The 24,114-nt window shown below is 38.3% G+C and carries 25 protein-coding genes; 18 read left to right on the top strand and 7 right to left on the bottom strand.

Features of this window, described 5'->3' with window-relative positions; all coding sequences use genetic code 11:
• Window positions 1-65: 65 nt before the first annotated feature.
• From AABB81_RS08010 to AABB81_RS08000, 3 genes are all read left to right on the top strand, one after another.
• Window positions 66-905 (top strand): 1,4-dihydroxy-2-naphthoyl-CoA synthase, encoded by an 840-nt coding sequence (locus tag AABB81_RS08010; RefSeq protein ID WP_342159805.1) that lies wholly within the window; start codon window positions 66-68, stop codon window positions 903-905.
• An 83-nt stretch (window positions 906-988) separates the two neighbouring features.
• On the top strand, window positions 989-1,597 hold the full coding sequence (locus AABB81_RS08005; RefSeq protein WP_342159802.1) for a fumarylacetoacetate hydrolase family protein: 609 nt from the start codon (window positions 989-991) through the stop codon (window positions 1,595-1,597).
• Between the two features lie 3 nt (window positions 1,598-1,600).
• The gene (locus AABB81_RS08000; RefSeq protein WP_342159800.1) at window positions 1,601-2,074 is read left to right on the top strand and encodes a CYTH domain-containing protein; all 474 of its coding nucleotides are present in this window, start codon (window positions 1,601-1,603) and stop codon (window positions 2,072-2,074) included.
• A 55-nt stretch (window positions 2,075-2,129) separates the two neighbouring features.
• On the opposite strand, the gene AABB81_RS07995 is transcribed toward AABB81_RS08000, so the two are convergent.
• Window positions 2,130-3,638 (bottom strand): M28 family peptidase, encoded by a 1,509-nt coding sequence (locus AABB81_RS07995; protein ID WP_342159799.1) that lies wholly within the window; start codon window positions 3,636-3,638, stop codon window positions 2,130-2,132.
• 128 nt (window positions 3,639-3,766) lie between these two features.
• Here AABB81_RS07995 and AABB81_RS07990 point away from each other — a divergent pair, with 128 nt between their 5' ends.
• The 7 genes from AABB81_RS07990 (at window position 3,767) to bshC (ending at window position 9,921) form a co-directional block, all read left to right on the top strand.
• Window positions 3,767-5,032 (top strand): competence/damage-inducible protein A, encoded by a 1,266-nt coding sequence (locus tag AABB81_RS07990; RefSeq protein WP_342159798.1) that lies wholly within the window; start codon window positions 3,767-3,769, stop codon window positions 5,030-5,032.
• Window positions 5,033-5,088: 56 nt separating this feature from the next.
• Window positions 5,089-5,328 (top strand): 50S ribosomal protein L28, encoded by a 240-nt coding sequence (gene rpmB, locus AABB81_RS07985; RefSeq protein ID WP_342159797.1) that lies wholly within the window; start codon window positions 5,089-5,091, stop codon window positions 5,326-5,328.
• Window positions 5,329-5,334: 6 nt separating this feature from the next.
• The gene (gene rpmG / locus AABB81_RS07980) at window positions 5,335-5,520 is read left to right on the top strand and encodes a 50S ribosomal protein L33 (protein WP_342159796.1); all 186 of its coding nucleotides are present in this window, start codon (window positions 5,335-5,337) and stop codon (window positions 5,518-5,520) included.
• 45 nt (window positions 5,521-5,565) lie between these two features.
• The gene (locus tag AABB81_RS07975; protein ID WP_342159795.1) at window positions 5,566-5,718 is read left to right on the top strand and encodes a DUF4295 domain-containing protein; all 153 of its coding nucleotides are present in this window, start codon (window positions 5,566-5,568) and stop codon (window positions 5,716-5,718) included.
• Window positions 5,719-5,852: 134 nt separating this feature from the next.
• Window positions 5,853-6,809 carry a signal recognition particle-docking protein FtsY gene (ftsY, locus tag AABB81_RS07970; protein ID WP_342159793.1) on the top strand — a complete coding sequence of 319 codons (957 nt, stop codon included), beginning with the start codon at window positions 5,853-5,855 and terminating at the stop codon, window positions 6,807-6,809.
• 43 nt (window positions 6,810-6,852) lie between these two features.
• Entirely contained in the window at window positions 6,853-8,169 is a 1,317-nt protein-coding gene (gene rimO, locus AABB81_RS07965) for a 30S ribosomal protein S12 methylthiotransferase RimO (protein WP_342159792.1), read from the top strand.
• Between the two features lie 147 nt (window positions 8,170-8,316).
• Window positions 8,317-9,921, top strand: coding sequence for a bacillithiol biosynthesis cysteine-adding enzyme BshC (gene bshC, locus AABB81_RS07960; protein ID WP_342159791.1), 1,605 nt, complete (start codon window positions 8,317-8,319; stop codon window positions 9,919-9,921).
• Here bshC and AABB81_RS07955 read toward each other — a convergent pair.
• From AABB81_RS07955 to AABB81_RS07945, 3 genes are all read right to left on the bottom strand, one after another.
• The gene (locus tag AABB81_RS07955; protein ID WP_342159790.1) at window positions 9,918-10,349 is read right to left on the bottom strand and encodes an NUDIX domain-containing protein; all 432 of its coding nucleotides are present in this window, start codon (window positions 10,347-10,349) and stop codon (window positions 9,918-9,920) included. The genes bshC and AABB81_RS07955 overlap by 4 nt on opposite strands.
• A gap of 90 nt (window positions 10,350-10,439) precedes the next feature.
• On the bottom strand, window positions 10,440-10,964 hold the full coding sequence (locus AABB81_RS07950) for a hypothetical protein (RefSeq protein WP_342159789.1): 525 nt from the start codon (window positions 10,962-10,964) through the stop codon (window positions 10,440-10,442).
• A 282-nt stretch (window positions 10,965-11,246) separates the two neighbouring features.
• Window positions 11,247-11,498, bottom strand: a complete 252-nt coding sequence (locus AABB81_RS07945; RefSeq protein WP_342159788.1) for a type B 50S ribosomal protein L31 — start codon at window positions 11,496-11,498, stop codon at window positions 11,247-11,249.
• A 137-nt stretch (window positions 11,499-11,635) separates the two neighbouring features.
• On the opposite strand from AABB81_RS07945, the gene AABB81_RS07940 reads away from it, so the two are divergent.
• Together AABB81_RS07940 and AABB81_RS07935 are read left to right on the top strand one after the other, a co-directional pair.
• Window positions 11,636-12,652 carry a glutaminyl-peptide cyclotransferase gene (locus AABB81_RS07940; RefSeq protein WP_342159787.1) on the top strand — a complete coding sequence of 339 codons (1,017 nt, stop codon included), beginning with the start codon at window positions 11,636-11,638 and terminating at the stop codon, window positions 12,650-12,652.
• Window positions 12,653-12,658: 6 nt separating this feature from the next.
• Window positions 12,659-14,185 (top strand): hypothetical protein, encoded by a 1,527-nt coding sequence (locus AABB81_RS07935; RefSeq protein WP_342159786.1) that lies wholly within the window; start codon window positions 12,659-12,661, stop codon window positions 14,183-14,185.
• A gap of 17 nt (window positions 14,186-14,202) precedes the next feature.
• Here AABB81_RS07935 and AABB81_RS07930 read toward each other — a convergent pair whose 3' ends face one another.
• A complete protein-coding gene (locus AABB81_RS07930; RefSeq protein WP_342159784.1) occupies window positions 14,203-15,477 on the bottom strand; it encodes a metal-dependent hydrolase family protein in 1,275 nt (424 codons plus the stop codon).
• A gap of 49 nt (window positions 15,478-15,526) precedes the next feature.
• Between AABB81_RS07930 and AABB81_RS07925 the strand changes: the two genes are divergently transcribed.
• Genes AABB81_RS07925 through AABB81_RS07905 form a run of 5 tightly spaced genes read left to right on the top strand, consistent with a single transcriptional unit; the run spans window position 15,527 to window position 20,666 of the window.
• A complete protein-coding gene (locus AABB81_RS07925) occupies window positions 15,527-16,219 on the top strand; it encodes an SDR family NAD(P)-dependent oxidoreductase (protein ID WP_342159783.1) in 693 nt (230 codons plus the stop codon).
• A gap of 32 nt (window positions 16,220-16,251) precedes the next feature.
• Window positions 16,252-16,851 carry a SprT-like domain-containing protein gene (locus AABB81_RS07920; RefSeq protein WP_342159782.1) on the top strand — a complete coding sequence of 200 codons (600 nt, stop codon included), beginning with the start codon at window positions 16,252-16,254 and terminating at the stop codon, window positions 16,849-16,851.
• A gap of 5 nt (window positions 16,852-16,856) precedes the next feature.
• Window positions 16,857-17,927 (top strand): mannose-1-phosphate guanylyltransferase, encoded by a 1,071-nt coding sequence (locus tag AABB81_RS07915; protein WP_342159781.1) that lies wholly within the window; start codon window positions 16,857-16,859, stop codon window positions 17,925-17,927.
• A gap of 43 nt (window positions 17,928-17,970) precedes the next feature.
• Window positions 17,971-19,419: a TIGR00341 family protein gene (locus AABB81_RS07910; RefSeq protein WP_342159780.1), complete on the top strand. Its 1,449-nt coding sequence runs from the start codon at window positions 17,971-17,973 to the stop codon at window positions 19,417-19,419.
• 20 nt (window positions 19,420-19,439) lie between these two features.
• Window positions 19,440-20,666, top strand: coding sequence for a retropepsin-like aspartic protease (locus tag AABB81_RS07905; RefSeq protein ID WP_342159779.1), 1,227 nt, complete (start codon window positions 19,440-19,442; stop codon window positions 20,664-20,666).
• Window positions 20,667-20,674: 8 nt separating this feature from the next.
• Here the strand turns inward: AABB81_RS07905 and AABB81_RS07900 are convergent, their stop codons facing one another.
• Together AABB81_RS07900 and AABB81_RS07895 are read right to left on the bottom strand one after the other, a co-directional pair.
• Window positions 20,675-21,436 (bottom strand): ABC transporter ATP-binding protein, encoded by a 762-nt coding sequence (locus tag AABB81_RS07900; protein WP_342159778.1) that lies wholly within the window; start codon window positions 21,434-21,436, stop codon window positions 20,675-20,677.
• Window positions 21,437-22,177, bottom strand: coding sequence for an MlaE family ABC transporter permease (locus AABB81_RS07895; RefSeq protein ID WP_342159776.1), 741 nt, complete (start codon window positions 22,175-22,177; stop codon window positions 21,437-21,439). It lies immediately after the preceding gene.
• Window positions 22,178-22,272: 95 nt separating this feature from the next.
• Between AABB81_RS07895 and pafA the strand changes: the two genes are divergently transcribed.
• The gene (gene pafA / locus AABB81_RS07890) at window positions 22,273-23,910 is read left to right on the top strand and encodes an alkaline phosphatase PafA (protein WP_342159774.1); all 1,638 of its coding nucleotides are present in this window, start codon (window positions 22,273-22,275) and stop codon (window positions 23,908-23,910) included.
• The last annotated feature ends 204 nt before the right edge of the window (window positions 23,911-24,114 follow it).

Below are 24,114 nucleotides of genomic sequence, written 5' to 3'. Positions count from 1 at the left end.
CTACTAATTACTTAACCAACGATGAATAAGGGTAATTATTTTATCAAATCCATAAAACTTATCAAATGAATCAACCCAATTGGCAAATAGCAAAAGAATTTGAGGATATTACATATAAAAAATGTGATGGAGTGGCACGGATTGCCTTTAACCGACCCGATGTGAGAAATGCCTTCCGCCCGCAAACCACCAGGGAGCTCTACGATGCATTTTACGACGCTCAGGAAGATGTGAATATTGGGGTAGTTTTACTCTCTGCCGAGGGTCCGTCTAAAAAGGATGGTGTATTTTCATTCTGTAGTGGAGGAGACCAAAAAGCAAGAGGACACCAGGGATATGTTGGTGATGATGGTTACCATCGTCTCAATATACTGGAAGTCCAAAGACTGATCAGGTTTATGCCCAAAGCTGTGATTGCTGTTGTCCCGGGATGGGCCGTAGGAGGAGGTCATAGCCTTCATGTGGTGTGTGACCTGACCCTGGCCAGCAAGGAACATGCTATTTTTAAGCAGACCGACGCCGATGTGACAAGTTTTGACGGAGGATATGGTTCTGCTTATCTGGCAAAAATGGTGGGCCAGAAAAAAGCCCGTGAGATTTTTTTCCTTGGCAGGAATTATTCGGCTCAGGAAGCCTATGAAATGGGTATGGTTAATGCTGTGATTCCTCATGAAGAATTGGAATTAACGGCATTTGAATGGGCCCAGGAAATACTAGCCAAGTCACCGACCTCGATAAAAATGTTAAAATTCGCCATGAACCTTACCGATGATGGCATGGTAGGGCAGCAGGTATTTGCAGGTGAAGCTACCAGGCTGGCCTATATGACTGACGAAGCCAAAGAAGGAAGGGATGCCTTCCTGGAAAAGAGAAAGCCAAATTTTGAAAAAAAGTGGATTCCTTAGATAGAAGTGAGTAGGCAGAAGTGAGAAGTGAGAGGTAGGTGAAAATGACTTTTAATCGTTTCAAGAATTATTAAAACTGAATTATGAAAATAATCTGTATAGGTAGAAATTATGCCAAGCACATAGAAGAACTGGACAATGAAAAACCAAAAGAACCGGTTATATTTATGAAACCGGATTCGGCGGTATTATTAAAAAACAATCCCTTTATCATTCCGCCCTTTTCTCAGGATATTCATTATGAAGTTGAGGTTCTGGTGAAGATCAATAGGATTGGAAAGTTTATTGAACAAAAATTTGCACATAAATATTATGATGAAATTGGCCTAGGTATAGACTTTACGGCTAGAGATCTTCAAAACAGGTTAAAAGAAAAGGGACTCCCTTGGGAAAAAGCCAAGGCATTTGACGGCAGTGCAGTGATTGGTAATTTTTGTCATAAATCGGAAATTGACCTTGATAATATCAAATTTCAACTTTTGAAAAATAAAGAGCTTGTCCAAGACGGAGAATCTTCACATATGCTATGGAAGATAGATGAATTGATCGCCTATGTGTCGCAGTATTTTACACTCAAGATAGGTGATGTTATTTTTACCGGGACCCCTGCCGGGGTTGGAAAAGTGGCTCCGAATGACGTGCTCAAAGGGATGCTTGAAGGGAAGGAAATTTTTCAAGTTAAAGTCAAATAGTTTTTGAAGAATACAGAAATAGAAAGGAAATTTTTGGTCTTGAATGATGACTTTAAAAAAGAATCGTTCAAAAAGGAGCGAATCATTCAAGGATTTCTTTCTTCAGTTCCCGAAAGGACTGTAAGAGTCAGGCTTATTGGTGATCAGGGGTTTTTAACGGTAAAAGGAATCGGGAACGAATCCGGTACAACCCGATTTGAATGGGAAAAAGAAATTGAGGGAGAAGAGGCCAAAAAACTTTTATCACTCTGCGAGCCCGGAATCATAGACAAGGAGAGATATTATGTAAAGTCCGGGAGGCATATTTTTGAAATTGACGTCTTTAGTCTTGAAAATCAAGGCCTTGTAATTGCTGAACTCGAGTTGGATTCGGAGCATGAAACATTCATGATGCCTGCATGGGTAGGAAAGGAAGTTACCGGGCAAGCACGATATTATAATTCATCACTGAGTAAACGCCCTTTTAAAAAATGGTAAAAAAAAGCAGATTCCATGAATCTGCTTTTTTTACCCCATTAAAATACAAAAAACATCAATCTAAAACAGGTGCTTCTTCTTTCTTACTGGAATATAGTTTTACACCTGCTTCATAATACTTATCTCCTTCTGTCCAGAATGGTGTTTTCGGATCATTGGCGATCAATCTTGATGCTAAAACATATGACTTAAAGAACTTTTCCAAATAATCATAGTCCAAGGTTTCAGGATTGTCGGTAACCTGATGGTAGTATTTATTGATTTCTTCATCAAATGCAGTAAATCCCAAGCTAAAAGTTGGAGCCGGGATCCCTTTGGCGGCAAAGTTTACATTGTCTGATCGATCGAAAAGGTTTTGCTCAGGGGCCGGATCGTCAATAACAGTAAGGCCAAATGCAGAACCGGCATCAATCATGTGTTGGCCAACAGTAGTTCTGTGCAATCCGAATATGGTAATTTTTGAAGTATCGTTGTATCCGGCCCCGTCACTATTAAAACAATAGACCATTTTGTCTAAGGGCATCACAGGATTTTCGGTATAATATTTACTGCCTAATAATCCTTTTTCCTCTCCTGTAAACAGGATAAATAATGAGGACCTCTTTACCGGGTATTTGGCAAGGTTTTCGGCTACACTCAACACTGTTACCGTTCCAACTGCATTGTCTCTTGCTCCGTTATAGATTGAATCATTTTCAGCATTTGGTTTTCCAATTCCCACGTGGTCATAATGTGCTGAATAAATCACAAATTCGTCTTTTAACTCAGGATCGGATCCTTCAAGATATCCGACAACATTTCTTGAGGAAAAGAATTCAGTCTTGATGCCTTCAACTTTTACTTCCACCTGAAGTTTTTCTGATGCACCTGATGCCTCCAGCTTGGATGCAATTGCCATACCTTTATCTATCATATAAAGATGTACAAATTGTTCTTCTTTCTCTTCGTTGCTTTTTAAGCCTGTTTTGGCTTCATTAAAGTAATGAGAATATCTTTCATACATTTCCTGTTCAACTTCTGCCAGTTCGATCAGTGCCTCTGCTCCAGCCTCCTTGGCCAATGCCCTTTTGGCTCTTCCAGCCATAAACTTTGATCTCTGATCTTTAGTTTCAGATGTACCTACTTTTACAATAAGCACTTTTCCTTTCAGGTCCTTTCCTTCAAAATCTTCTTTGGTTCCGTATCCAAGATAGATGGCTTCTCCTTTAAAATCTATATTTCTGGCATATAATGCCCAAAATTTATCACCTGACATATCATTGATCTTAACGGAGATATTCTTGGCAGGGATTATTTTTTCCAAAGGGACGTTTTGATAAAAACTACCATTTTCACCTGCAGGTTTTACACCAAATTTCCGAAGCATATTCGCAATATAAGCTGCAGCGATGTCTAATTCACCCGAACCGGTCTGTCTGCCTTTTAATTCATCAGAAGCGAGAAAATAAATATGACTTTCTATGTCATTTTTGAAAATCGTTGATTTGGCAACTTCTGCTTCTGATTGTGCATATATAGAAAGGCTAAAGCCAACTAGAATGGCAAATATTAAATTGTGTTTCATGAATTGATATTTTAAAGTTTGGGTAAATATATAAATTTCTTATAAAGGTTTTTAAGCTGTGTTTGGTTGAGCCCAATTTTTCTTCTCCGCAATGACTATATTTGTTCTCAATAAATTTTACAAGGCTGATGCAGGCAGAAATTATTACAGTTGGAGATGAAATACTCATAGGGCAGATCGTTGATACAAATTCACAATGGTTGGGTCAAAGATTGAATGAAATTGGGGTTTCCGTATATCAGATCACTTCAATTCAGGATGACAGGCAGCATATTTTAAAAGCCCTTTCGGAGGCAGAAGCTAATGTTGATATAATTATCATTACGGGAGGCCTGGGTCCTACCAAAGATGATATTACCAAGTTGACGCTGGCAGAATATTTTAACGATGTTTTGGTCAGGAACCAGGAAATAGAGGATCATATCAAACAATTATTTGGCAGGATCAAATATAAATTTACCGACATGGATATTCGCCAGGCCATGCTGCCAGCAAAGGCTACGGTACTAAAAAACGAATTGGGAACTGCTTCGGGGATGTGGTTCAAGAAAGGGCAAAAGGTCATAATTTCTCTGCCCGGAGTCCCAAATGAAATGAAGGGCTTAATGACCAATTCGGTCCTTCCCAAGCTTATAGAAAGTTTTCACCTTCCTTTTATACTACATAAAACACTTCACACCTATGGTCTGGGAGAAAGCAGGGTCGCAGAAAGGCTCGAAGCCTGGGAAAATCAACTCCCTCAATCTATTAGGTTGGCCTATTTGCCTTCATACGGAAGAGTAAGACTTAGATTAAGCGCAAGGGGAAAAGATTTGAAGCAATTGCAATATGAGCTCAATAAAGAAGCAGAATCACTACGTTTGCTTGTTGAAGATATTTTTGTTGATGAAGATGAAAATGAGGCTTTGGAACTATCTCTGAATAAAATATTAACCGATAATTCTTTAACTTTGAGTTTGGCGGAAAGTTGTACCGGGGGCAATGTTGCCAGGATGATAACTGCCATACCAGGGGCTTCAAAATTTTTAAAAGGAGCTTTGGTGGCCTACAGCGCAGAGGTAAAAGAAAGAATACTTCATGTGCCTGCTGATATGATCAATGCACATTCAGTGGTAAGTGAGAAAGTGGCCATTGAAATGGCCCTTCAATGTCAAAAATTATTTAATACTGATTATGCCGTGGCAACAACGGGTAATGCAGGACCTACGACTGACGAAACAGATGAGTCTGTCGGCGTTGTATTTATTGGAATTGCAACTCCGGCTGGAGTTTACGCCAGCGAATATTTCTTCGGGAAACCCAGAGGGAAAGTGATAGAAAGAGCTTCTGTTAAATCCCTGGAACTCCTGAGAAAAGAAATTTTAAAAAACACAGTAAATAGTTTGCCAGATTAGGAAAGAATATTTATTTTTGCACCTCGTTTTGAAATAAGAATTAAAACAGTCAGAAAATGTCAAGAGTTTGTGAGTTAACGGGCAAGAGAGCAATGGTTGGAAACAACGTATCTCACGCTTTGAATAGAACTAAAAGAAAATTCAAAGTTAATTTGGTAAAAAAACGTTTTTATTTACCAGTGGAAGATAAATGGGTAACTTTAAAAGTTTCGACCAGAGCACTGAAGAACATCAATAAAAAAGGTGTTGAGGCTGTAATTGCTGAGGCAAGAGCAAATGGTTATCTAAAAAAATAAGAAGAGATGGCAAAGACTAAAGGAAACAGGATACAGGTTATATTGGAATGCACAGAACACAAAGCTTCTGGACAACCAGGAACTTCTCGTTATATTACAACGAAGAATAAGAAGAATACTCCGGACAGATTGGAAGTGAAGAAATTCAATCCTATTCTGAAAAAAATGACAGTTCACAAGGAAATTAAATAATAAGCGGTTTTCACATTTGTGGGAATGTAAAATAAACATTGAGTCATGGCAAAGAAATCAGTAGCATCTTTACAAACAGGGTCAAAGAGATTGACCAAGGCTATTAAAATGGTAAGATCTGAAAAATCAGGAGCTTATACATTTGTTGAAAGCATTATGGATCCAACAAAAGTAAACGATTTCTTGAGCAAGAAATAGACCTTACTTTTAACTATATACATAAAGCTACTTTCTTTTGAAAGTGGCTTTTTTGATTTTGGGCCAGGTTATTTTCCCCTGAATTTTGATTAACTTTGTGTCCGCTAAAAAAAAACGACCTAATTCGAATCATCATGAGTTTGTTCAAAAAAATATTTTCCAAAGAAAAAAAGGAAACCCTCGACAAGGGCCTGGAGAAATCTAAAACGTCTTTTTTTAATAAACTGTCAAAAGCTGTTGCCGGAAAGTCAAAAGTTGATGATGATGTACTGGATAATCTGGAAGAAGTACTTGTTTCTTCGGATGTTGGCGTAGAGACTACCCTTAAAATTATCGATAAGATAGAAGAACGCGTCTCAAAAGATAAATATTTTGGAACCGATGAACTCAACGGTATTCTCAGAGAGGAAATCGCCGCTTTATTGGCAAAGACCAATACCGGAAACGAGACTGAATTCGCCATACCAAAAGACATCGAAAAACCTTATGTAATCATGGTTGTTGGTGTGAACGGTGTTGGAAAAACAACCACTATCGGGAAATTGGCAGCTCAATTTAAGAAGCAGGGGCTAAAAGTGGTACTTGGAGCTGCTGATACATTCAGGGCCGCCGCCATTGATCAGTTGCAGGTTTGGGCAGACAGAGTGGACGTGCCTATGGTTAGACAGGAAATGGGCAGTGATCCCGCTTCTGTGGCTTATGATACACTTCAGTCGGCCGTGACGCAGAATGCAGATGTGGTGATCATTGATACAGCCGGAAGGCTTCACAACAAAGTGAATTTAATGAATGAATTGTCAAAGATAAAAAGAGTAATGCAGAAAGTTGCCGCCAATAAACCGGATGATGTTTTATTGGTTTTAGATGGCTCTACCGGTCAAAATGCTTTTGAACAGGCCAAGCAATTCACTAAAGCGACAGAGGTCACATCTCTGGCGGTGACCAAACTGGACGGCACGGCTAAAGGTGGCGTTGTGATTGGAATTTCGGATCAATTCCAGATACCCGTAAAATATATTGGCGTTGGAGAAGGAATTGATGACCTGCAGGTTTTTAACAAAATCGAGTTCGTGGATTCTTTTTTTAAGTGAGAAGGCAGAAGATAGAAGGCAGAATTAAGAAAGAAGGAAAATTATGAGAACAAAAAGTTCTAAAAAGAATAAAATTAATGTTGTCACTTTAGGTTGTTCCAAGAACGTTTATGACAGCGAAGTGTTGATGGGTCAGCTCAAGGCCAATAACAAAGAAGTAGTGCACGAAGATGAGCATGACGATGGTAATATTGTTGTGATCAATACTTGCGGATTTATAGGAAAAGCAAAGGAAGAGTCTATCAATACGATTTTGCATTATGTCGATAAAAAGGAAGCGGGTACCGTTGATAAGGTTTTTGTGACCGGATGTTTAAGTGAAAGGTATAAACCTGATCTGGAAAAGGAAATCTCTGATGTGGATCAGTATTTTGGAACGCATGACCTTCCCAATTTGCTAAAGGCCCTTGAAGCCGATTATAAACACGAATTGCTTGGAGAACGTTTGACGACAACCCCTAAACACTATGCCTATCTCAAGATAGCAGAAGGTTGTGACAGGCCTTGTTCGTTTTGTGCCATTCCCTTGATGAGAGGCGGCCACAAGTCTACGCCAATAGAACAAATCGTGAATGAAGCAGAAAATCTGGCTGCCAATGGAGTCAAGGAATTGATCCTGATTGCTCAGGACCTTACCTATTACGGTTTGGATCTTTATAAAAAGCGCGCTTTGGCAGACCTGCTAAAGGCACTGGCCGAGGTAGATGGCATAGAGTGGATCAGGTTGCATTATGCCTTCCCTACAGGTTTCCCGCTTGACGTTTTGGAGGTGATGAAAAATGAACCCAAAGTTTGTAATTACCTCGATATTCCATTACAGCATATCAATTCAGAACTTCTAAAATCAATGAGAAGGGGTAATAATTCTGAAAAAACAATTTCTCTCATTGACAAATTCAGACAAATGGTTCCTGAAATGGCTATTCGAACCACGTTTATAGCAGGATATCCGGGAGAAACCGAAGAGCAGTTTGAAGAGCTGAAAGATTTTGTCAGGAGTACCAAGTTCGAGCGAATGGGTTGTTTTACCTATTCTCATGAAGAAAATACACATGCCTATGCCCTGGAAGACGATGTTCCTGAGGAGGTCAAGGAAAGGCGGGTAGCAGAATTAATGGAGATTCAAGGTCAGATTTCCTTTGATTTGAATCAGGAAAAGATCGGTAAGACTTTTAGATGTATTTTTGACAGAAAGGAAGGTAATTACTTTATTGGCCGAACAGAGTTTGATAGCCCTGATGTTGATAATAATGTGATTGTTGACGCTGCGAAGCATTATCTTCAGATTGGGCAATTCATTGATATTACTATAACTGAGGCAACTGATTTTGACCTTTATGGAAGCCCTGCCCAAGGCTAATATCTGATTTTATAATTGGGTTAGGGTAATTGAAGACAGGATTTGTAAGGTAGATGTAAGTTTTTTGTCTTAAAACAAGGTTAAAAAAAAATGGAGCCTCTTTTTTAAGATTAAAAAAGGTGTATTTTTACTAAAAACTACAATTCATTGACACAGCTCAAGTCGACTATTAAATTTCAGAATACAGGGTATTTCTCAAAAATCATGTGTGATTATCTGGATCAAGAGGATTCAATCAAGGATTTTTATGGGAACTTCCCTGACATAGAAGGGTTTAAAAAACAGATAGCGCAAAAGTCAGGGTCTTATAAGGATAAAAACAGAAAGGTGTTGTTTCAATGCGTGCAGGAGCAGACAAAACATCTTTCTCTGTCTAAACTTACCAAAGAACATCTTTATCTATTAAAGGATCCGAAAACTTTTACCGTGACAACAGGGCATCAATTGAATCTTTTTACAGGACCACTGTATTTTTTATATAAAATTATCTCGGCAATCAATCTTGCCACTGAACTTAAAAAGAATTTTCCCGCTTATCACTTTGTTCCGGTTTACTGGATGGCAACTGAAGATCACGATTTTGAAGAGATTCAGTTTTTTAATTATAAAGGGAAAAAAATTCAATGGAACAAAGACGTAAAAGGAGCCGTAGGAAGGACATCAACACAAGGGCTCAACCTGGTTTTTGATGAAATTGAAAAAAGGTTTGGTAAAAGTAAAAATGCTGATAAATTAAAGGAATTGTTTTCTAAATCTTATCTGGAGCATGATACATTGACCGAAGCTACACGTTATTTGGCCAATGAACTTTTTACCGATTATGGACTTGTAATCATTGATGGTGATGATCCTGGTCTAAAAACCTTGTTTGTTCCACATATCAAAGAGGAATTGATGGATCAAACCTGCTTTAAGGAGGTAAGCAAGACCAATGTTTCATTAGGGGACAGCTATCCGATTCAGGTAAATCCCAGAGAGATCAATTTGTTTTTTCTGGATAATGAACTCAGGGAAAGAATTTTGATCGAAGAAGGATGTTTTAAAGTAAACAATACTGATCTTGTTTTTACAAAAGGTCAGCTCCTGGATTTACTGCTTGTATCTCCTGAAAAATTCAGCCCGAATGTATTGATGCGTCCACTTTATCAGGAAGTAATCCTGCCTAATTTATGCTATATAGGTGGAGGTGGGGAAATGGCTTATTGGATGCAACTCAAGAGTTTCTTTAAAAGCGTTAATGTGCCTTTTCCTATTCTGTTATTGCGCAATTCAGTTCTCATCATTAATAAGAAGCAGGGAAAGAAATTAAAAAAACTGCACATTAGCGAGGAGGAGATCTTTTTAAGTCAGAATGACCTTGTCAGAAAGAAAGTCAAGGAAATATCAGATTTGAAAATTGATTTTTCTGAGCAGCGCAGTGAATTGGAAAAAATGTTCAGACATTTAAAGTCATTGTCAGACAGAACTGACAAATCATTTTCAGGTGCTGTCCTGGCCCAGGAGAAGAAACAGCTCAATGGGCTAAACAAATTGGAAAAAAGGCTCTTACAGGCCCAAAAGAGAAAATACAAAGAGATTGTATCCCGTATCACTTGGCTCCAGGAACAACTTTTTCCTAAACAGAGCCTTCAGGAAAGACAGGCCAACTTTGCTGAATTCTATGAAGATTACGGAGATGAACTCATTCCGGCTTTGGTTGAAGTGTTAAAACCGCTGCAATTGGAATTTGACATCATAACAATGGAGTCTTAGATCAGCCCGCAGATGCTAAGAGCTTGTCTGTAGGCATCAGAGCGGTATTCGTAATTATAGGATCCTAAATCTTTTGGATGAATCCAAATTAGTTCATCAAATTCATCATCCTGTGGAATGGTATCGGCATCCTGGCGATGCCTGATCTTTACAATAGACAATTCCTGACCCATATATAAAGGGTGGCAATCAGGTGGAAAAGGATATCTGACTTTTTCATTATAGACTTCAAGGATATGATCGTGAAGCAAATTGTAGTTTAATTCTTCCTTTAATTCTCTGACGATGCCACTGATGAGATCTTCCTCCTCATCTAATCCGCCCTGAGGAAATTTATAGCTTTTGTCGCGCGGAGAATAACCAATAAGTACTTTTGATTCTTCATTTACGATAACTGCCATAACAGCTTGCCTGTATATTTTTCCCATGGCCTTGGATGTTTTAAACAAATTTAACAAAAAAAAATGACCGGAACTCCGGTCATCTTCTATTGAAATATAAATATTTATTATATGGTTCTAAGAAACAAACAAAAAGGAAAATAACATGGCGAATTTTCCGATTTTGAAATTTTCTAAATTAAAATAATGCTTTTTCCCCGACATTTTAACTTCAGGTTTTTGAGTGTTCTCTGCGACCAGTTCAGAAACTTCACCAATAAGCTGGTAGCAGGCATTGATCAATTTTTCTTCTCTTGGGATATAATCATTCTGAGGATAAAGAATCAATAAAAAATCATCATTATGATCATCAGAGGTAAAACTTTCCTCCAAAGTAAGTGCATTTCTGTTTTCTATAAACTCCTTGTGGATTTCTCTGAACACTGACAGTTTACTTTTGTCAATAATTGAGAAATTAACCGAATCGAGAAGGGCATCCATTTTTTGATTAAATGACAAAGCCTTGTCGTGATTTCCAAGAAATTCAGAATTAATAATATCCTTGATATTGAGTTTTTCAGACAGGTAGTCTGTGATTGTGCTCTCTATGAACAACGCTGATACAAAAAACTCATTTCTAACTTTTACCTCGCTTATCTCCATGGTTCTGTTTAGTTTAAACACTAATAAACCGAATAATTAAATTCAATCTATATATTTACTAACGTTATTTGAGGGGAGTTATTACAAGGGGTAAATCAATTACTTTGCCAAAGGCTTATAATCAATCTTAAAACAAAGTTAAAACTTTAAAGATCTTATCCTAATTATTGTTGTAAAAATACCTGCAATTGTTGATAAATTTCATGGTATACCATGAATAAAAAAAGCCCTTTTGTTTAACAAAAAGGCTTTTTTAAAAGATCTTAATAATTGAACCTAAGTTTATTTTTTAAACTTAGCGTATTTAGATTTGAACTTATCAATACGACCAGCCGTATCAACCAACTTCATTTTACCTGTATAGTATGGGTGTGAAGTACGAGAGATCTCCAATTTGATCAACGGGTATTCTGCACCATCAACATCAATAGTTTCCTTTGAATTGGCAGTTGATTTTGTTAAAAAAACATCTCCGTTAGACATGTCTTTAAATGCTACCATTCTATAATTTTCGGGATGTATTCCTTTTCTCATCGTAAACTCATTTAAATTTTATACTTTCGCTTCTCTTAAAAGCAGATTCAGCACCTGCCGAATTTGAGAGTGCAAATTTAAATAATATTTTTAATTCACACACATTATTTTAGTTATTTTAAGCAAAAAATAATAATATGAATAAAATTGCTTCCATTTTAACGCTGGCATGCCTTATTATTTTTAATGCCTGTGGTAATAAATACCAACTGCAGTTAGAGTCTCCTAAAAGTATTCAAATTGATAAACCCCTAAAAATAAGCGTCAGGGAAAGAAGTGGAAACCCTATTGATTCCATTCAGTACTTTATCAATGGAAGATTGATTGACAATCATGAAGCAGTTGATATAAAAAGTTATAAGTTAGGGAAACAGGCTTTGTCTGCCACCATTTATTTTGAAGGAAAAAGCAAAAAGCTGAATAAAACCATCTATTTTTTAAATGATACGCCTCCAAAGGTGTATTCTTATGAGGTAGTGAATGAATATCCACATGATGATCAGGCGTTTACACAAGGTTTTGTGTACCACAACGGTTTCTTTTATGAAAGTACTGGTCAAAACGGGAGATCAACCTTGAGAAAGACCGAAATTGAAACAGGGAAAATTCTTCAAAAGATCGACCTGGAGAGGCAATATTTTGGAGAAGGGATGACCATTAAAGATGGAAAAATCTATCAATTGACCTGGAGAAAAAAAATTGGATTCATCTATAACCTTGAAGATTTTGAACTTGAAAAGACCTTTGATTATGGGGTGAGTTCAGAAGGTTGGGGGCTTACGCATAATTCTGAGTATTTGATAAAAACAGATGGTACCGAACGTATGTGGTTCCTCGATCCAAAAACTTTTAAAGAGGTTTCCTTTATTGAAACCTATACGAATAAAAGAAAGGCTGAAAAATTGAATGAGCTTGAATTTGTCAATGGTAAAATATATGCAAATATCTGGCAGCAAAACAGCATTCTCATTGTTGAACCTTCCAATGGCGCCATTGAAGGAATTGTGAGCCTGAAAGGATTGCAGACAAAGGCAGGCCAAACAGGTGAAGACAATGTTTTGAACGGAATCGCTTATGACGCCGAACAAGACCGCCTGTACGTTACCGGGAAGAATTGGAATAAGGTCTTTGAGATCAAACTGATCGAAAAATAATTGGTTATGTTTCGTTATGTAGTTTTTATACTGATCGTTTTTGCATCCCTGTATTCTTGTGATGACGATATCTTTGAAACCACACCCAGTACCGGTCAGTTGACCTTTTCAAAGGACACAGTGTTTTTAGATACCGTATTTACAAATATAAGCTCCAGTACCAGAACTTTTAAGGTCTATAACAAAAGCAGCAATCATATAAGTATTCCGAGTGTAAGGTTAAGCAGGGGAGAGCAGTCGTTTTACCGACTTAATGTGAACGGTGAACCTGGAAAATCTTTTGAAAATATTGGCATATTGCCAAGAGACAGTATTTATATTTTTGTTGAGGCGACAATCGATTTTGAAAAAGTAAACGATCCATTATATGTGGATGAAGTTATTTTCGATCAGGGCAGTAATGAACAGGGTGTGAAACTTGTTACCCTTGTTCAGGATGCTTATTTTTTGTTCCCTCAGAGGGATGCTCAGGGCATCAAGGAGAAGATTGTTCTGGGTATTGACAACCAGGGTGAGGAGATTACAGTTGAAGGATTTTACCTGGAAGGGAATACTACCTGGACTAGCGAAAAACCTTATGTAATTTATGGGTATGTCGGCGTTAATAAAGGAAATGAGCTTACCATCGAAAAAGGGGCACATATTTATTTTCATGAAAACTCAGGGCTTCTCGTTGAGAAAAACGGCACACTAAAAATCAATGGGACTTTAGATGATAAAGTAATTTTCGAGGGAGACAGGCTGGAGCCTTTTTATGAAAACATTGCAGGTCAATGGGGGACGATTTGGTTAAGGGCAGGCAGTAAAGACCATATGATTAACCACGCCATTATCAAAAATAATATCATTGGGGTTTTGATGGATTCTGTTAGTGGTTCTAACGACCCCACCCTTAGGATACAGAATACCGAAATATACAATACAAGTAATTTTGGGTTGTTCGGCAGGGCTACTCATATTTCAGGTTCAAATTTGGTCATAGGTAACAACGGGCAGTCATCGATAGCCTGTACCCTGGGCGGAACCTATGATTTTACGCATGCTACTTTTGCCAATTTCTGGTCTGGTGGGATCAGGGAGTTTCCGGCTGTTCTTGTCAATAATTTTCAGATATCTACAGAGGCTGATGGTTCAGAAAGTATAATATTCAATGACTTGTTGGCAGCAAACTTTACGAATTGTATCATAGAAGGAAATCAAAATATTGAATTTTTGATGCAGGAAAATGAGCAGGCAGGTTTTGAATTTAATTTTGCGAACAACCTGTTGCGATTTACCGACCCGGGAGGTAATTTTTCCAATAATCCTCTATACGATTTTGAAGATGTCAGCAGGTATCAAAACAATATTTTAAATGGTGAGGCAGATTTTAAAGATGTCAACGAAAATCAACTTTTTATTGGCGCTGCTTCTGATGTCATTTCAAACGCAAATGTTCCTGCGGCTCAAAAAGTGCCTTTTGATATTTTGGGCGTCAATCGCGTAACTTCACCTGATATGGGGGCTTATCAGCACATTATTTTTGAAGAGTAAAAAGAATTCTGTTGGGATCAATCCTTGTATATGACCCCGTTTTTCATAACAAAAACAACATTTTCCAGTGTCTTTATATGCTCAGTGGGATCTTCATTAACGGCAATGATATCGGCATAGTTACCCTTTTCTATAGACCCTATTAAGTCATTATTCAACAGAGCAGCATTCACGACTGTTGCCGACTGAATGGCATGTATTTCTGACATACCCACCTCAACCATATAGCCAAATTCCTTACCGTTCAATCCATGCGAAAAAACACCTGCATCAGTGCCAAAAGCGATTTTCACCCCTTTTTTATAAGCTTTTTCAAAAGTAGCTTGAATCTTTGGGCCTATTTCTATTGCCTTGGGAACAATGATATCAGGATAATAACCTTTTAATTTTGCTTTTTCACTCACTTCCTTGCCAGCTGTAATGGTTGGAACGTAATAAACGTTGTACTGTTTCATCATCTCCATTGTTTTTTCGCTCATCAAAGTTCCGTGCTCTATGGTTTTAACACCACCCAAAATGGCACGCTGCATACCCTCGTCGCCATGGGCATGGGCAGCTACATGCATGTTGTAATCTTTTGCCGTTTCGCAGATCATTTTGATTTCTTCCAATGTAAATTGTGGGTTTTGCCCGTTTTTTGCCATGCTGAGAACTCCTCCGGTTGCAGTAATCTTAATCAGATCGGCCCCGTTTTTATAGCGCTGCCTCACTGCTTTTTTTGCATCTTCCAGGCCGTTCACAACCCCTTCAGCAGGCCCGGGGTCCCCCATGATTTCCTTTCTCATTCCATTGGTAGGATCCGCATGCCCGCCTGTAGAAGCCAGCGATTTGCCTGAGGTATAGATTCTTGGCCCTTCTACATACCCTTGATTTATGGCATTTCTCAGTGCAATGTTAACACCGGATCCACCTACATCCCTGACCGTTGTAAAACCGGCCATCAGGGTTGATTTTGCAAATACAGTAGAATGAAGGGCAATATCAGTCTGGTTGATTGTGAATTTTTCGAGGTAGCTCTTTGGGTTGGATTCCAGTTCAAGGTGCACGTGCATATCGATAAGACCGGGCAGTACGGTTTTATTTTGAAGGTTAATCACAATGTCATCATCAGTTTTTGCCGATGTAAAACCTTGATCAACTGATAAAATCTTATTTCCTTCTGTCCTGATGGTCATATTTTTCATGACCTTTCCGTTTTTTGTATCTATGAGTTTGCCACAATGTATAAAAGTGGTTTGTCCGAAAATAAAAGAAGACAGCAGGAATAGAAAGACGGTGCTTAAAAATTTCATATTTTTGGTTGTTTAATATGATAAATATAATCAGGTTAATCGGAATAACATGAGTCAAAAAAAAATTCTGGTAACAGGTGCCAGCAGGGGAATTGGTTTAGAACTGATCAAACAGTTTTCTGATGCGGGTCACCAGGTCCTTGCCTTAAGCCGAAATACAGAGCGTATTGATGCATTAAAATCAAAATTTAAACAGCTCTCTGCAATACAAACCGAAATCACCACAGCTAAAGGAATCGAGGCAGTTGCTGATTTTGTCGGGAAAAAATGGGGCCTTGTCGATGTTGTCATACACAATGCAGGAGCCTTGCTCCATAAACCTTTCAAAGAAACAACAGTTGAAGATTTTATAAAAATCTATCAGGTGAATGTTTTTGCCGTGGCGGAGCTAACAAGAAAACTTGATGCTTTTTTAGCCAAAGGAAGCCATGTTGTTGCGATAAGCAGTATGGGCGGGATACAAGGGAGTATGAAGTTTGCCGGACTATCTGCTTACAGTTCATCCAAAGGGGCCGTTATTACGCTTATGGAGCTCCTGGCCGAGGAATATAAAGACAGAGGCATATCTTTTAATGCCCTGGCTTTGGGAGCAGTACAAACCGAAATGCTTAAGGAAGCTTTTCCTGATTATGAAGCACCTGTAACAGCTGCTGATATGGCACAATATATCATGGAATTCGGGCTTAATGGGAATAAATTGTTCAACGGAAAGGTTTTACAGGTTTCTAATTCTACGCCTTGATCCATTTATTTGAAGCAAAAAGCGTAAATATAATGAAAACCAGAACAGATATACTTGAAAAATACGTGCCCAAGGAATCATTGCCCGGGGTTATGGAATTGATAGCGCGCTATCCATGCCACCTCAGAATTGTAGGGAAAAGACGAAGTAAGCACGGAGATTTTAAAAGGTTTAGTAATGGCAAGGTGCAGATCACCATTAACAATGACCTGAACCCTTATCGGTTTTTATTGACATTAATTCACGAATTTGCGCATTTAGTCACTTTTAAGGAGTACAAAAATGTGAAACCACACGGCATGGAATGGAAAAATAATTTTAAGTTACTGATGCTTCCTTTTCTGAGTCCGAAGATTTTTCCCGATGATATTTTGAGCCTTCTTGCTCAATATCTGATCAATCCGAAGGCCAGCAGTGATGGTGACATTAATTTATCGCTGGCATTTCGAAATCATGATCGTTATAGCGATAAAACACTTATTTTTGAGATCCCGGATAAAAGTAAATTTCAGTACCGCAATAAGACGTTTATCAAAGGTGACAGGCGCAGAACGAGATACGAATGTGTAGAGGTATTAACCGATAGAAAATATATCTTTCACCCTCATGCAGAGGTGGAAATCATTAAATAAAAACCATGAGTAAAAATTATTACGCAGTAATTATGGCCGGGGGCGTGGGTTCCCGATTCTGGCCTGTGAGTACCCCTGATAACCCAAAACAGTTTCACGATATGCTGGGAACCGGGCAATCACTTATAAAACAGACATTTAACAGGCTGGCTAAGTTGATTCCTGCGGAACAGATTTTAATCGCTACCAATCAAAGGTATAAAGATTTGGTACTGCAGCATCTCCCTATGATCTCTGAAAACCAGTTGCTGCTGGAACCTGCAATGAGAAATACGGCCCCGTGCATTTTGTATTCAGCACTTAAAATTGCAGCGCAAAACGAGGAGGCAGTGATGATCGTTGCTCCTTCTGATCATTATATCGAAGACGAGGAGGAGTTCGTAAAAAATGTAAAATCGGCATTCGAGGCTTGTGAGAAAAACGATTTGTTAATGACCTTGGGAATAACTCCTTCGGGGCCAAATACCGGTTTTGGTTATATTCAGTTTGAAGATTCAGAAAAAGAAGTAAAGAAGGTTAAGAATTTTACTGAAAAACCAGATCTGAAAACAGCTGAGAAATTCCTTGCTCAAGGAGATTATGTATGGAATGCAGGTATTTTTATATGGAGCGTTAAAAGTATTCTGAAGTCATTTAAAGGAAGCCTTCCAGGGATGTATGACTTGTTTCAAGGTGGAGCAACCTGTTGGAATTCTGAAGGCGAAAGCGATTTTATTGCTGATCATTACCCGTCTGCCGAGAATATTTCTATCGATTACGGCATCATGGAAAAGGCGCAAAACGTATATGTTATGGCTACTGATTTTGGATGGAATGATCTGGGAACATGGGGCTCTTTATACGATAAACTCCCAAAGGATGAAAACGCAAATGCCCTGGTAAATGCCAGTGGCTATTTTTTAGATTCCAAAAACAACATGATCAGTACCCAGGCCGGTAAAAAAATCGTTGTTGAAGGGATCAGTGACTATATCATTGTGGAAACTAATGATACGATTCTGATTTTCCCCAAATCTGATGAACAAAATATCAAACTCGTTTCAAAAGAAGCAGAAGAGAGATTTACCAATGGCTAATTTTTACTACATTTACTAGAGTCATCTGACTAATCGCATTTTAATGGAAGAAAATAAAAAGGACCTGGCAGGGGAGGATAAAAAATTTCAGGAGCAAAAAGAAGAAGTCCAAAAGGAATTTAAGGGCTTTTTTCAGAGTTTAAAGGAATATATCCCTCAACTTTTAAGTATTCGAAGGGATACCGATAAAGAAGCAACTGCCAAGACGATCAGGGAAGGCGTATCCATTAAAGGGCAAACAGCATGGATCCTTGTTTTTTCAATATTAATCGCATCCATTGGTCTTAATGTCAGCTCGACGGCCGTAGTGATTGGTGCCATGTTAATATCACCTCTTATGGGCCCAATTCTTGGAATAGGGTTTTCTATAGGGGTCAATGATGTGGACACTTTAAAATCTTCGGTCATTAATTTTGGAGCCATGGTCTTTCTGAGCCTGCTGACCTCATTTATATTCTTTAGCATTCCTATTTTTAAGGAAGCAACCCCTGAAATTCTGGCCCGTACAAAACCCGATGTAAGGGATGTACTTATCGCCATCTCCGGTGGTTTGGCACTGATCATCGCCATAAGCCGAAATAAGCCACAATTCAATACCGTTGCCGGTGTAGCCATTGCTACTGCACTGATGCCGCCTTTATGTACGGCAGGTTTTGGTTTGGCTACCGGACAATTCAATTATTTTGGAGGAGCCATGTTCCTCTTTATGATTAACTGTATTTATATAGCCCTTGCTGCTTTTGTGATCACAAAATACTTAAAGTTTCCTATGCTCAAGTATATCAATCAGGCAAAGAGAAAGAGAATTTCACGTATTGCTTCCCTGATTGCTTTTGTAATTCTGGCCTTTAGTATTTATCTTTTTTATCAACTCTACGTGTTAAATGATTATACGATTAAAGCTGAGAAATTTATCGAAAATTTAAAAGTAGAGGGCGTAAATATTATTGGTGACAGCAAGGAAAGTATTAATTTTCAAGATAGGCAGATCAAATTATATGTCTTCGGAAGTGATTATTCGGCAAGTGACAAAGAGCGATGGGAACAGCAGATGGAAGATTTGGGTTTAAAAAACAGCACCTTGACCATATTGAAGAGCCAGGACGATTCTGGCATCAGGGAAGATATCGATAAGCTCAAGGAGCTCTATATTAATTCTCATCAGATGTTGAGTTCCAGAGATGAAACCATAAAAGACAAGGATCTTAGAATCGATGAGCTTGAAAAGGATTTACGCAGGTATTATGCCAATGAGGTTCATTTTGACAGAATGATCAAAGAAATTCACATTAACTACGTTGATCTTGATGAAATTAGGTATGCGAGAGAATATGTTACCAATTTTGAGAAAATGGACACGCTCAATATTGTCTCTGTCAAATGGAAAGCCAAAGTGAGCAACCGACAGAAAAAGCAACAGCAGGAGCAGCTCAAGGCCTGGTTACAAACCCGTTTGAATATTAAGAACATTGAAGTCAGGGAACTCAAATAGCATTTCAGTTGCATAAGTATATGACTCCCCCAATAAACTGTTTTGCAAAACTGCTAATCCTTATCGTATTTTGTGGTTTTCCAGGGTATACTCAGAAGGTAAAATTTAACAAAGGAAGGCCGGAACACAAGGGTTATTACACAGAAGTTGGCTATAAGGAGTTAAAAAGCAAACTGATTATTCCTGTAATCATTCAAGATAAAACGTATCGATTTTTGTTTGATACCGGCGCCCCGAATTTAATAAGTCATACTGTAAAAAAAGAGATTCAAACTAGGGAATTGAGCAGTATTCGCGTTAAAGACGCCAATGATTCCGGGAGGCCCCTGAATGTTGTAACTATTCCTGTCCTGGAGATTGGAGGGGTGGTCTTTAAAAACTCACCTGCCATCGTAAATGATCCAGCCAGTAATTTCCTTTTTGACTGTTTGGGTATTGATGGGATCATCGGAAGCAACTTATTGAGAAACTCCATCGTTCAAATTGATTCAAGTAAAAAACAGATCATCATTACTGACCAGATGAATCTTTTGGATCTGGAAGGGAAGGGTTTCCTTGATATGGCCTTAAGCAGCGGGCAAAGCAGCCCATATATATGGATTCAGCTCAGAGGAGAAGGCAAGGCAAGTGAACAGATCTTAATTGATACAGGGGCTCAGGGGTTTTATGACCTTTCAGGAAACAGTTTCGAGGTACTCGACAATCTAAAGGTTTTTGGCAGCGTGGAATCGGCCACAGGTTATAAGGGGCTTGGATTGTTTGGAGTTTCAAAACCTATGGTGCATTACAGGGTGCTGGTACCTGAGCTAGCCATACTCGGAACTTCTTTTTTAAATGTGATCAGTATTTCAACCGGAGCTTCAAAATCAAGGATTGGGGCCGACCTGCTGTCCCATGGTAAAGTTACCCTGGATTTTAAAAATAAAAAATTCTTTCTGGAAGGATTTGAAAAAGAGGTTGATCTTCGGGAAGAAGTCTGGCCACTTAGCCCCACAGTCAAGGATTCATCGCTTGTTGTGGGAATTATATGGAATAAGGATCTGGCGAAAATGGCCCGTTTTGGTGATGCAATACTCATGATCAATGATCTTGAGACAGAAGAAATCGATATCTGTGACCTTTTGATTCAGGAATCACTTTTTGAAAAGAATCGCAAGTTGCAAATTGTGTTTCGGGATTCAACAGGCGTGAGGCAAACGGTTGAATTGAAAAAGGAATTTCTTAAAACCCAGACTAAGGCTAAATAATAAAAGGATCAGCTTTTATTATAGACTTCTCTGACCTTTTTATAAAGGTTTGAGCAATAAACAAAATCGGTAACAGCTTTATTGTCGGTTTTAAAGATAGTCTTGTAAGAACCTTCCCATTCTTTTAAACCTTGTTTAAGAAAAATAATCTTTTCACCAATTTCCATGACAGAATTCATATCGTGAGAATTGATAATTGTGATCATTTGGTATTCTTCTGTAATTTCCTGAATTAGATTATCAATGACAATAGCTGTTTGCGGGTCAAGTCCTGAATTGGGTTCATCGCAGAACAGGTATTTGGGGTTCATTACGATAGCTCTTGCGATAGCCACTCTTTTTTGCATTCCTCCTGAAAGCTCTGCCGGAAATTTGTCGTTTACATTTTCAAGATGCACGCGATTAAGCACAAAATTTACCCTTTCTTTCATTTCCTCCCCGGTTTGGTCGGTAAACATCTTTAGAGGAAATTTGATGTTGTCTTCAATGGTCTCAGAATCAAAAAGGGCACCCCCCTGAAAAACCATACCGATCTCTTTTCTGAGTTCTCGTTTTTCTGACAAGGTCATTTTACTGTAATAGCGGTCATCGTAGCAAATATCTCCTTGTTCGGGAGCGAATAGACCAAGCAGGCATTTTAAAAACACAGTTTTACCGGAGCCACTGGATCCGATGATCATACTGGTTTGACCTTTGTGAAATGTTGCCGAAACCCCTTTTAAAATATGGTGATCACCAAATGATTTATGTATGTCTTTAACTTCTATCATTTATCCTAATAACATTTGAGTCAGGAAATAGTTTAACAAAATGATCACGATACTTGTCCAGACAACCGCCTGCGTACTTGCCTTGCCGACTTCAAGTGAACCTCCTTTGACATAAAAACCATAAAAAGAGGGAATCGTTGAGATGACAAAAGCAAAAACCATTGTCTTGATCAAGGCATAACGAATCAAATAAGGCTGAAAATCTAATCGAACACCTTCGATATAACTATCAGAAAGAAACAGTCCGGTCATAAATCCTGAAACCCATCCTCCAAAAATACCCAGGAACATAGCCAGTAATACAATAAAAGGATAAAAAAACACTGCGGCAATCACTTTGGGCAGCACCAAATAATTCAAGGCGTTTACCCCCATGACTTCAAGGGCATCAATCTGCTCTGTCACACGCATGGTTCCTATGCTTGATGTAATATATGAACCTACCTTTCCGGCAAGTATGATCGACATAAAAGTAGGAGCGAATTCAAGAATAATTGATCTCTTGGTTGCAAACCCTATCAGGTATTTAGGGATCCAGGGGCTATCTACGTTTAAAGCAGTCTGAATGGCAACTACACCTCCGACAAAAAATGAGATAAAAGCTACGATTCCCAAAGATTTTAATCCCAGTTCTTCTACTTCCTTAAACAGGTTTTCTCTAAATACCGAAATTTTCTGCGGTTTTTTGAATACCTGTCCAAGCATGATAAAATAAAGACCAATATTTTGTAAATATTTCATAACTGTTACAATAGGGCTAAAATATTAAAATTTAGCAGACATATGATCATTTAAAAAGGCTTTTATCCGTAAATTTGGCCTCAAAATTATAAATGATGAAAAAGTTACTATTTGGTTTATGTGGGCTATTGTTAGCCTTGAATGCTGTTGCACAGGATATTACAACAGTTGACCGGCCAAAACTGGTGGTTGGAATCGTTGTGGACCAAATGAGATATGACTATTTAACCAGGTTTTACAGCAGGTATGGTGAAGATGGCTTTAAAAGGTTGTTGAGGGAGGGATTTAATTATGAGAACGCACATTATAATTTTGTACCGACAAAGACAGGAGTAGGACATGCCTCGATTTATACCGGGACAACCCCAAGTTCTCATGGTATAATCGCCAATGATTGGTACGATAAGTACCTAAAAAAATTAATCTATTGTGTGGATGATTTTAATTATCAGGCTGTCGGAACTGAAGAGGCTAATGAACAAAAATCCCCATATCGCTTATTGGCTACAACTTTGACTGATGAACTCAGATTGAGTCAAAACATGCAGGGGAAAACGATAGCCGCAGGCCTTAAAGACAGATCTTCAGTTTTACCCGGAGGACATACCTCGAACGGTTCTTATTGGTTCGTGGGGAGGAATGAGGGTAAATTCATTACTTCCTCTTTTTATATGCAGGAGTTGCCCGACTGGGTAAATGATTTCAATGATAATGGTTTGGTTGAGAAATATATGAAAAAGAAATGGGAGACCTTATATCCAATAAAGACCTATACAGAGAGTATCGCTGATGACAACCCGTATGAAGAATTGTTTATTGGGGAAGAGGCTCCTGTATTTCCTCATGACCTCAAAGAATTAAGGCAGCAAAATGGCAATTTTGATTTGCTCAAGGAAAGTCCTGCGGGTAATTCACTGCTCTTGGAATTTGCCAAAGCTGCCATAAAAGGAGAAGACCTTGGACAAGGCGAATATACTGATTTTCTTGCGCTTAGTTTTTCAAGTCCGGATTATATTGGGCATAGGTATGGCCCTGACTCTAAAGAGATTGAAGACACTTATTTAAGGTTGGATCTCGATATGGCGGCACTGTTGAATTATCTCGACAAAAATATCGGCAGTGCTAATTACACCTTGTTTTTAACAGCTGATCACGCAGTGGCAGCAGTACCTGACTACTTAAAATCATTAAAAATCCCGGCAGGATATTTTGACTATGATCTCTTTAGAAAGTATCTGGTTGATTTGACTCAAAAATATTATGGCGCCAGTGATTTGATTGAAAATTTTTCTAATTATCAGTTGTTCTTAAACCGAGAGGCACTGCATAGGCTGGAACTTGATGCCGAAACGGTTGCACAGAAATTGGCTGATGATATCATTAATTATGAAGGCATAAACAAGGTGCTGACAGCAAAAACATTGCAGAATAAATACTTTGATAAAGGGGTGCTTCATTATGTTCAGAATGGATATAATCAGAAATTGTCCGGAGACATTGTCTTGGTGCCGAATCCCTCGATCATCTCTAAAAGACACGCGGGAACTAACCACGGATCGGGATATAGTTATGACACGCATGTTCCGGTGATATTCTTTGGAAAGGGAATAAACATTGGCAGGAGCCGTGAGCGCGCAGAGGTAATCGATATCGCACCGACCATGTCAAATCTATTGCAAATCTCTTTTCCAAACAGCTTTTCAGGCAAAGTTCTAACGGAAGCGTTAAAGTAAATAAGTAGTCATTTATTAATGTTGTAAAAACCAAAAAACTCTCCTTATTACAGGAGAGTTTTTCTTCTTTAACAATAACAATTTTCCCTAGTTTTAAAATAAAAAAAACTAATGAGATACTACAACGCAATTAAGTTTTGTATATTGTTATAGAGCAAAAATATTTTCATTATTTTATGAGAGTAATACTTTAAGTAAGTTATT

Source organism: Lutimonas vermicola, assembly GCF_038433205.1.
Lineage (GTDB): Bacteria > Bacteroidota > Bacteroidia > Flavobacteriales > Flavobacteriaceae > Lutimonas > Lutimonas vermicola.
This window is presented reverse-complemented; position numbering and strand designations above follow the sequence as displayed.

Excerpts from the sequence above, each read along its gene's own strand:
- AABB81_RS08010 (WP_342159805.1), top strand. The coding sequence starts at position 66 with ATGAATCAACCCAATTGGCAAATAGCAAAAGAATTTGAGGATATTACA.
- AABB81_RS08005 (WP_342159802.1), top strand. The coding sequence starts at position 989 with ATGAAAATAATCTGTATAGGTAGAAATTATGCCAAGCACATAGAAGAA.
- AABB81_RS07995 (WP_342159799.1), bottom strand. The coding sequence starts at position 3,638 with ATGAAACACAATTTAATATTTGCCATTCTAGTTGGCTTTAGCCTTTCT.
- AABB81_RS07990 (WP_342159798.1), top strand. The coding sequence starts at position 3,767 with ATGCAGGCAGAAATTATTACAGTTGGAGATGAAATACTCATAGGGCAG.
- rpmB (WP_342159797.1), top strand. The coding sequence starts at position 5,089 with ATGTCAAGAGTTTGTGAGTTAACGGGCAAGAGAGCAATGGTTGGAAAC.
- rpmG (WP_342159796.1), top strand. The coding sequence starts at position 5,335 with ATGGCAAAGACTAAAGGAAACAGGATACAGGTTATATTGGAATGCACA.
- AABB81_RS07975 (WP_342159795.1), top strand. The coding sequence starts at position 5,566 with ATGGCAAAGAAATCAGTAGCATCTTTACAAACAGGGTCAAAGAGATTG.
- ftsY (WP_342159793.1), top strand. The coding sequence starts at position 5,853 with ATGAGTTTGTTCAAAAAAATATTTTCCAAAGAAAAAAAGGAAACCCTC.
- rimO (WP_342159792.1), top strand. The coding sequence starts at position 6,853 with ATGAGAACAAAAAGTTCTAAAAAGAATAAAATTAATGTTGTCACTTTA.
- AABB81_RS07955 (WP_342159790.1), bottom strand. The coding sequence starts at position 10,349 with ATGGGAAAAATATACAGGCAAGCTGTTATGGCAGTTATCGTAAATGAA.
- AABB81_RS07950 (WP_342159789.1), bottom strand. The coding sequence starts at position 10,964 with ATGGAGATAAGCGAGGTAAAAGTTAGAAATGAGTTTTTTGTATCAGCG.
- AABB81_RS07945 (WP_342159788.1), bottom strand. The coding sequence starts at position 11,498 with ATGAGAAAAGGAATACATCCCGAAAATTATAGAATGGTAGCATTTAAA.
- AABB81_RS07940 (WP_342159787.1), top strand. The coding sequence starts at position 11,636 with ATGAATAAAATTGCTTCCATTTTAACGCTGGCATGCCTTATTATTTTT.
- AABB81_RS07935 (WP_342159786.1), top strand. The coding sequence starts at position 12,659 with ATGTTTCGTTATGTAGTTTTTATACTGATCGTTTTTGCATCCCTGTAT.
- AABB81_RS07930 (WP_342159784.1), bottom strand. The coding sequence starts at position 15,477 with ATGAAATTTTTAAGCACCGTCTTTCTATTCCTGCTGTCTTCTTTTATT.
- AABB81_RS07925 (WP_342159783.1), top strand. The coding sequence starts at position 15,527 with ATGAGTCAAAAAAAAATTCTGGTAACAGGTGCCAGCAGGGGAATTGGT.
- AABB81_RS07920 (WP_342159782.1), top strand. The coding sequence starts at position 16,252 with ATGAAAACCAGAACAGATATACTTGAAAAATACGTGCCCAAGGAATCA.
- AABB81_RS07915 (WP_342159781.1), top strand. The coding sequence starts at position 16,857 with ATGAGTAAAAATTATTACGCAGTAATTATGGCCGGGGGCGTGGGTTCC.
- AABB81_RS07910 (WP_342159780.1), top strand. The coding sequence starts at position 17,971 with ATGGAAGAAAATAAAAAGGACCTGGCAGGGGAGGATAAAAAATTTCAG.
- AABB81_RS07905 (WP_342159779.1), top strand. The coding sequence starts at position 19,440 with ATGACTCCCCCAATAAACTGTTTTGCAAAACTGCTAATCCTTATCGTA.
- AABB81_RS07900 (WP_342159778.1), bottom strand. The coding sequence starts at position 21,436 with ATGATAGAAGTTAAAGACATACATAAATCATTTGGTGATCACCATATT.
- AABB81_RS07895 (WP_342159776.1), bottom strand. The coding sequence starts at position 22,177 with ATGAAATATTTACAAAATATTGGTCTTTATTTTATCATGCTTGGACAG.
- pafA (WP_342159774.1), top strand. The coding sequence starts at position 22,273 with ATGAAAAAGTTACTATTTGGTTTATGTGGGCTATTGTTAGCCTTGAAT.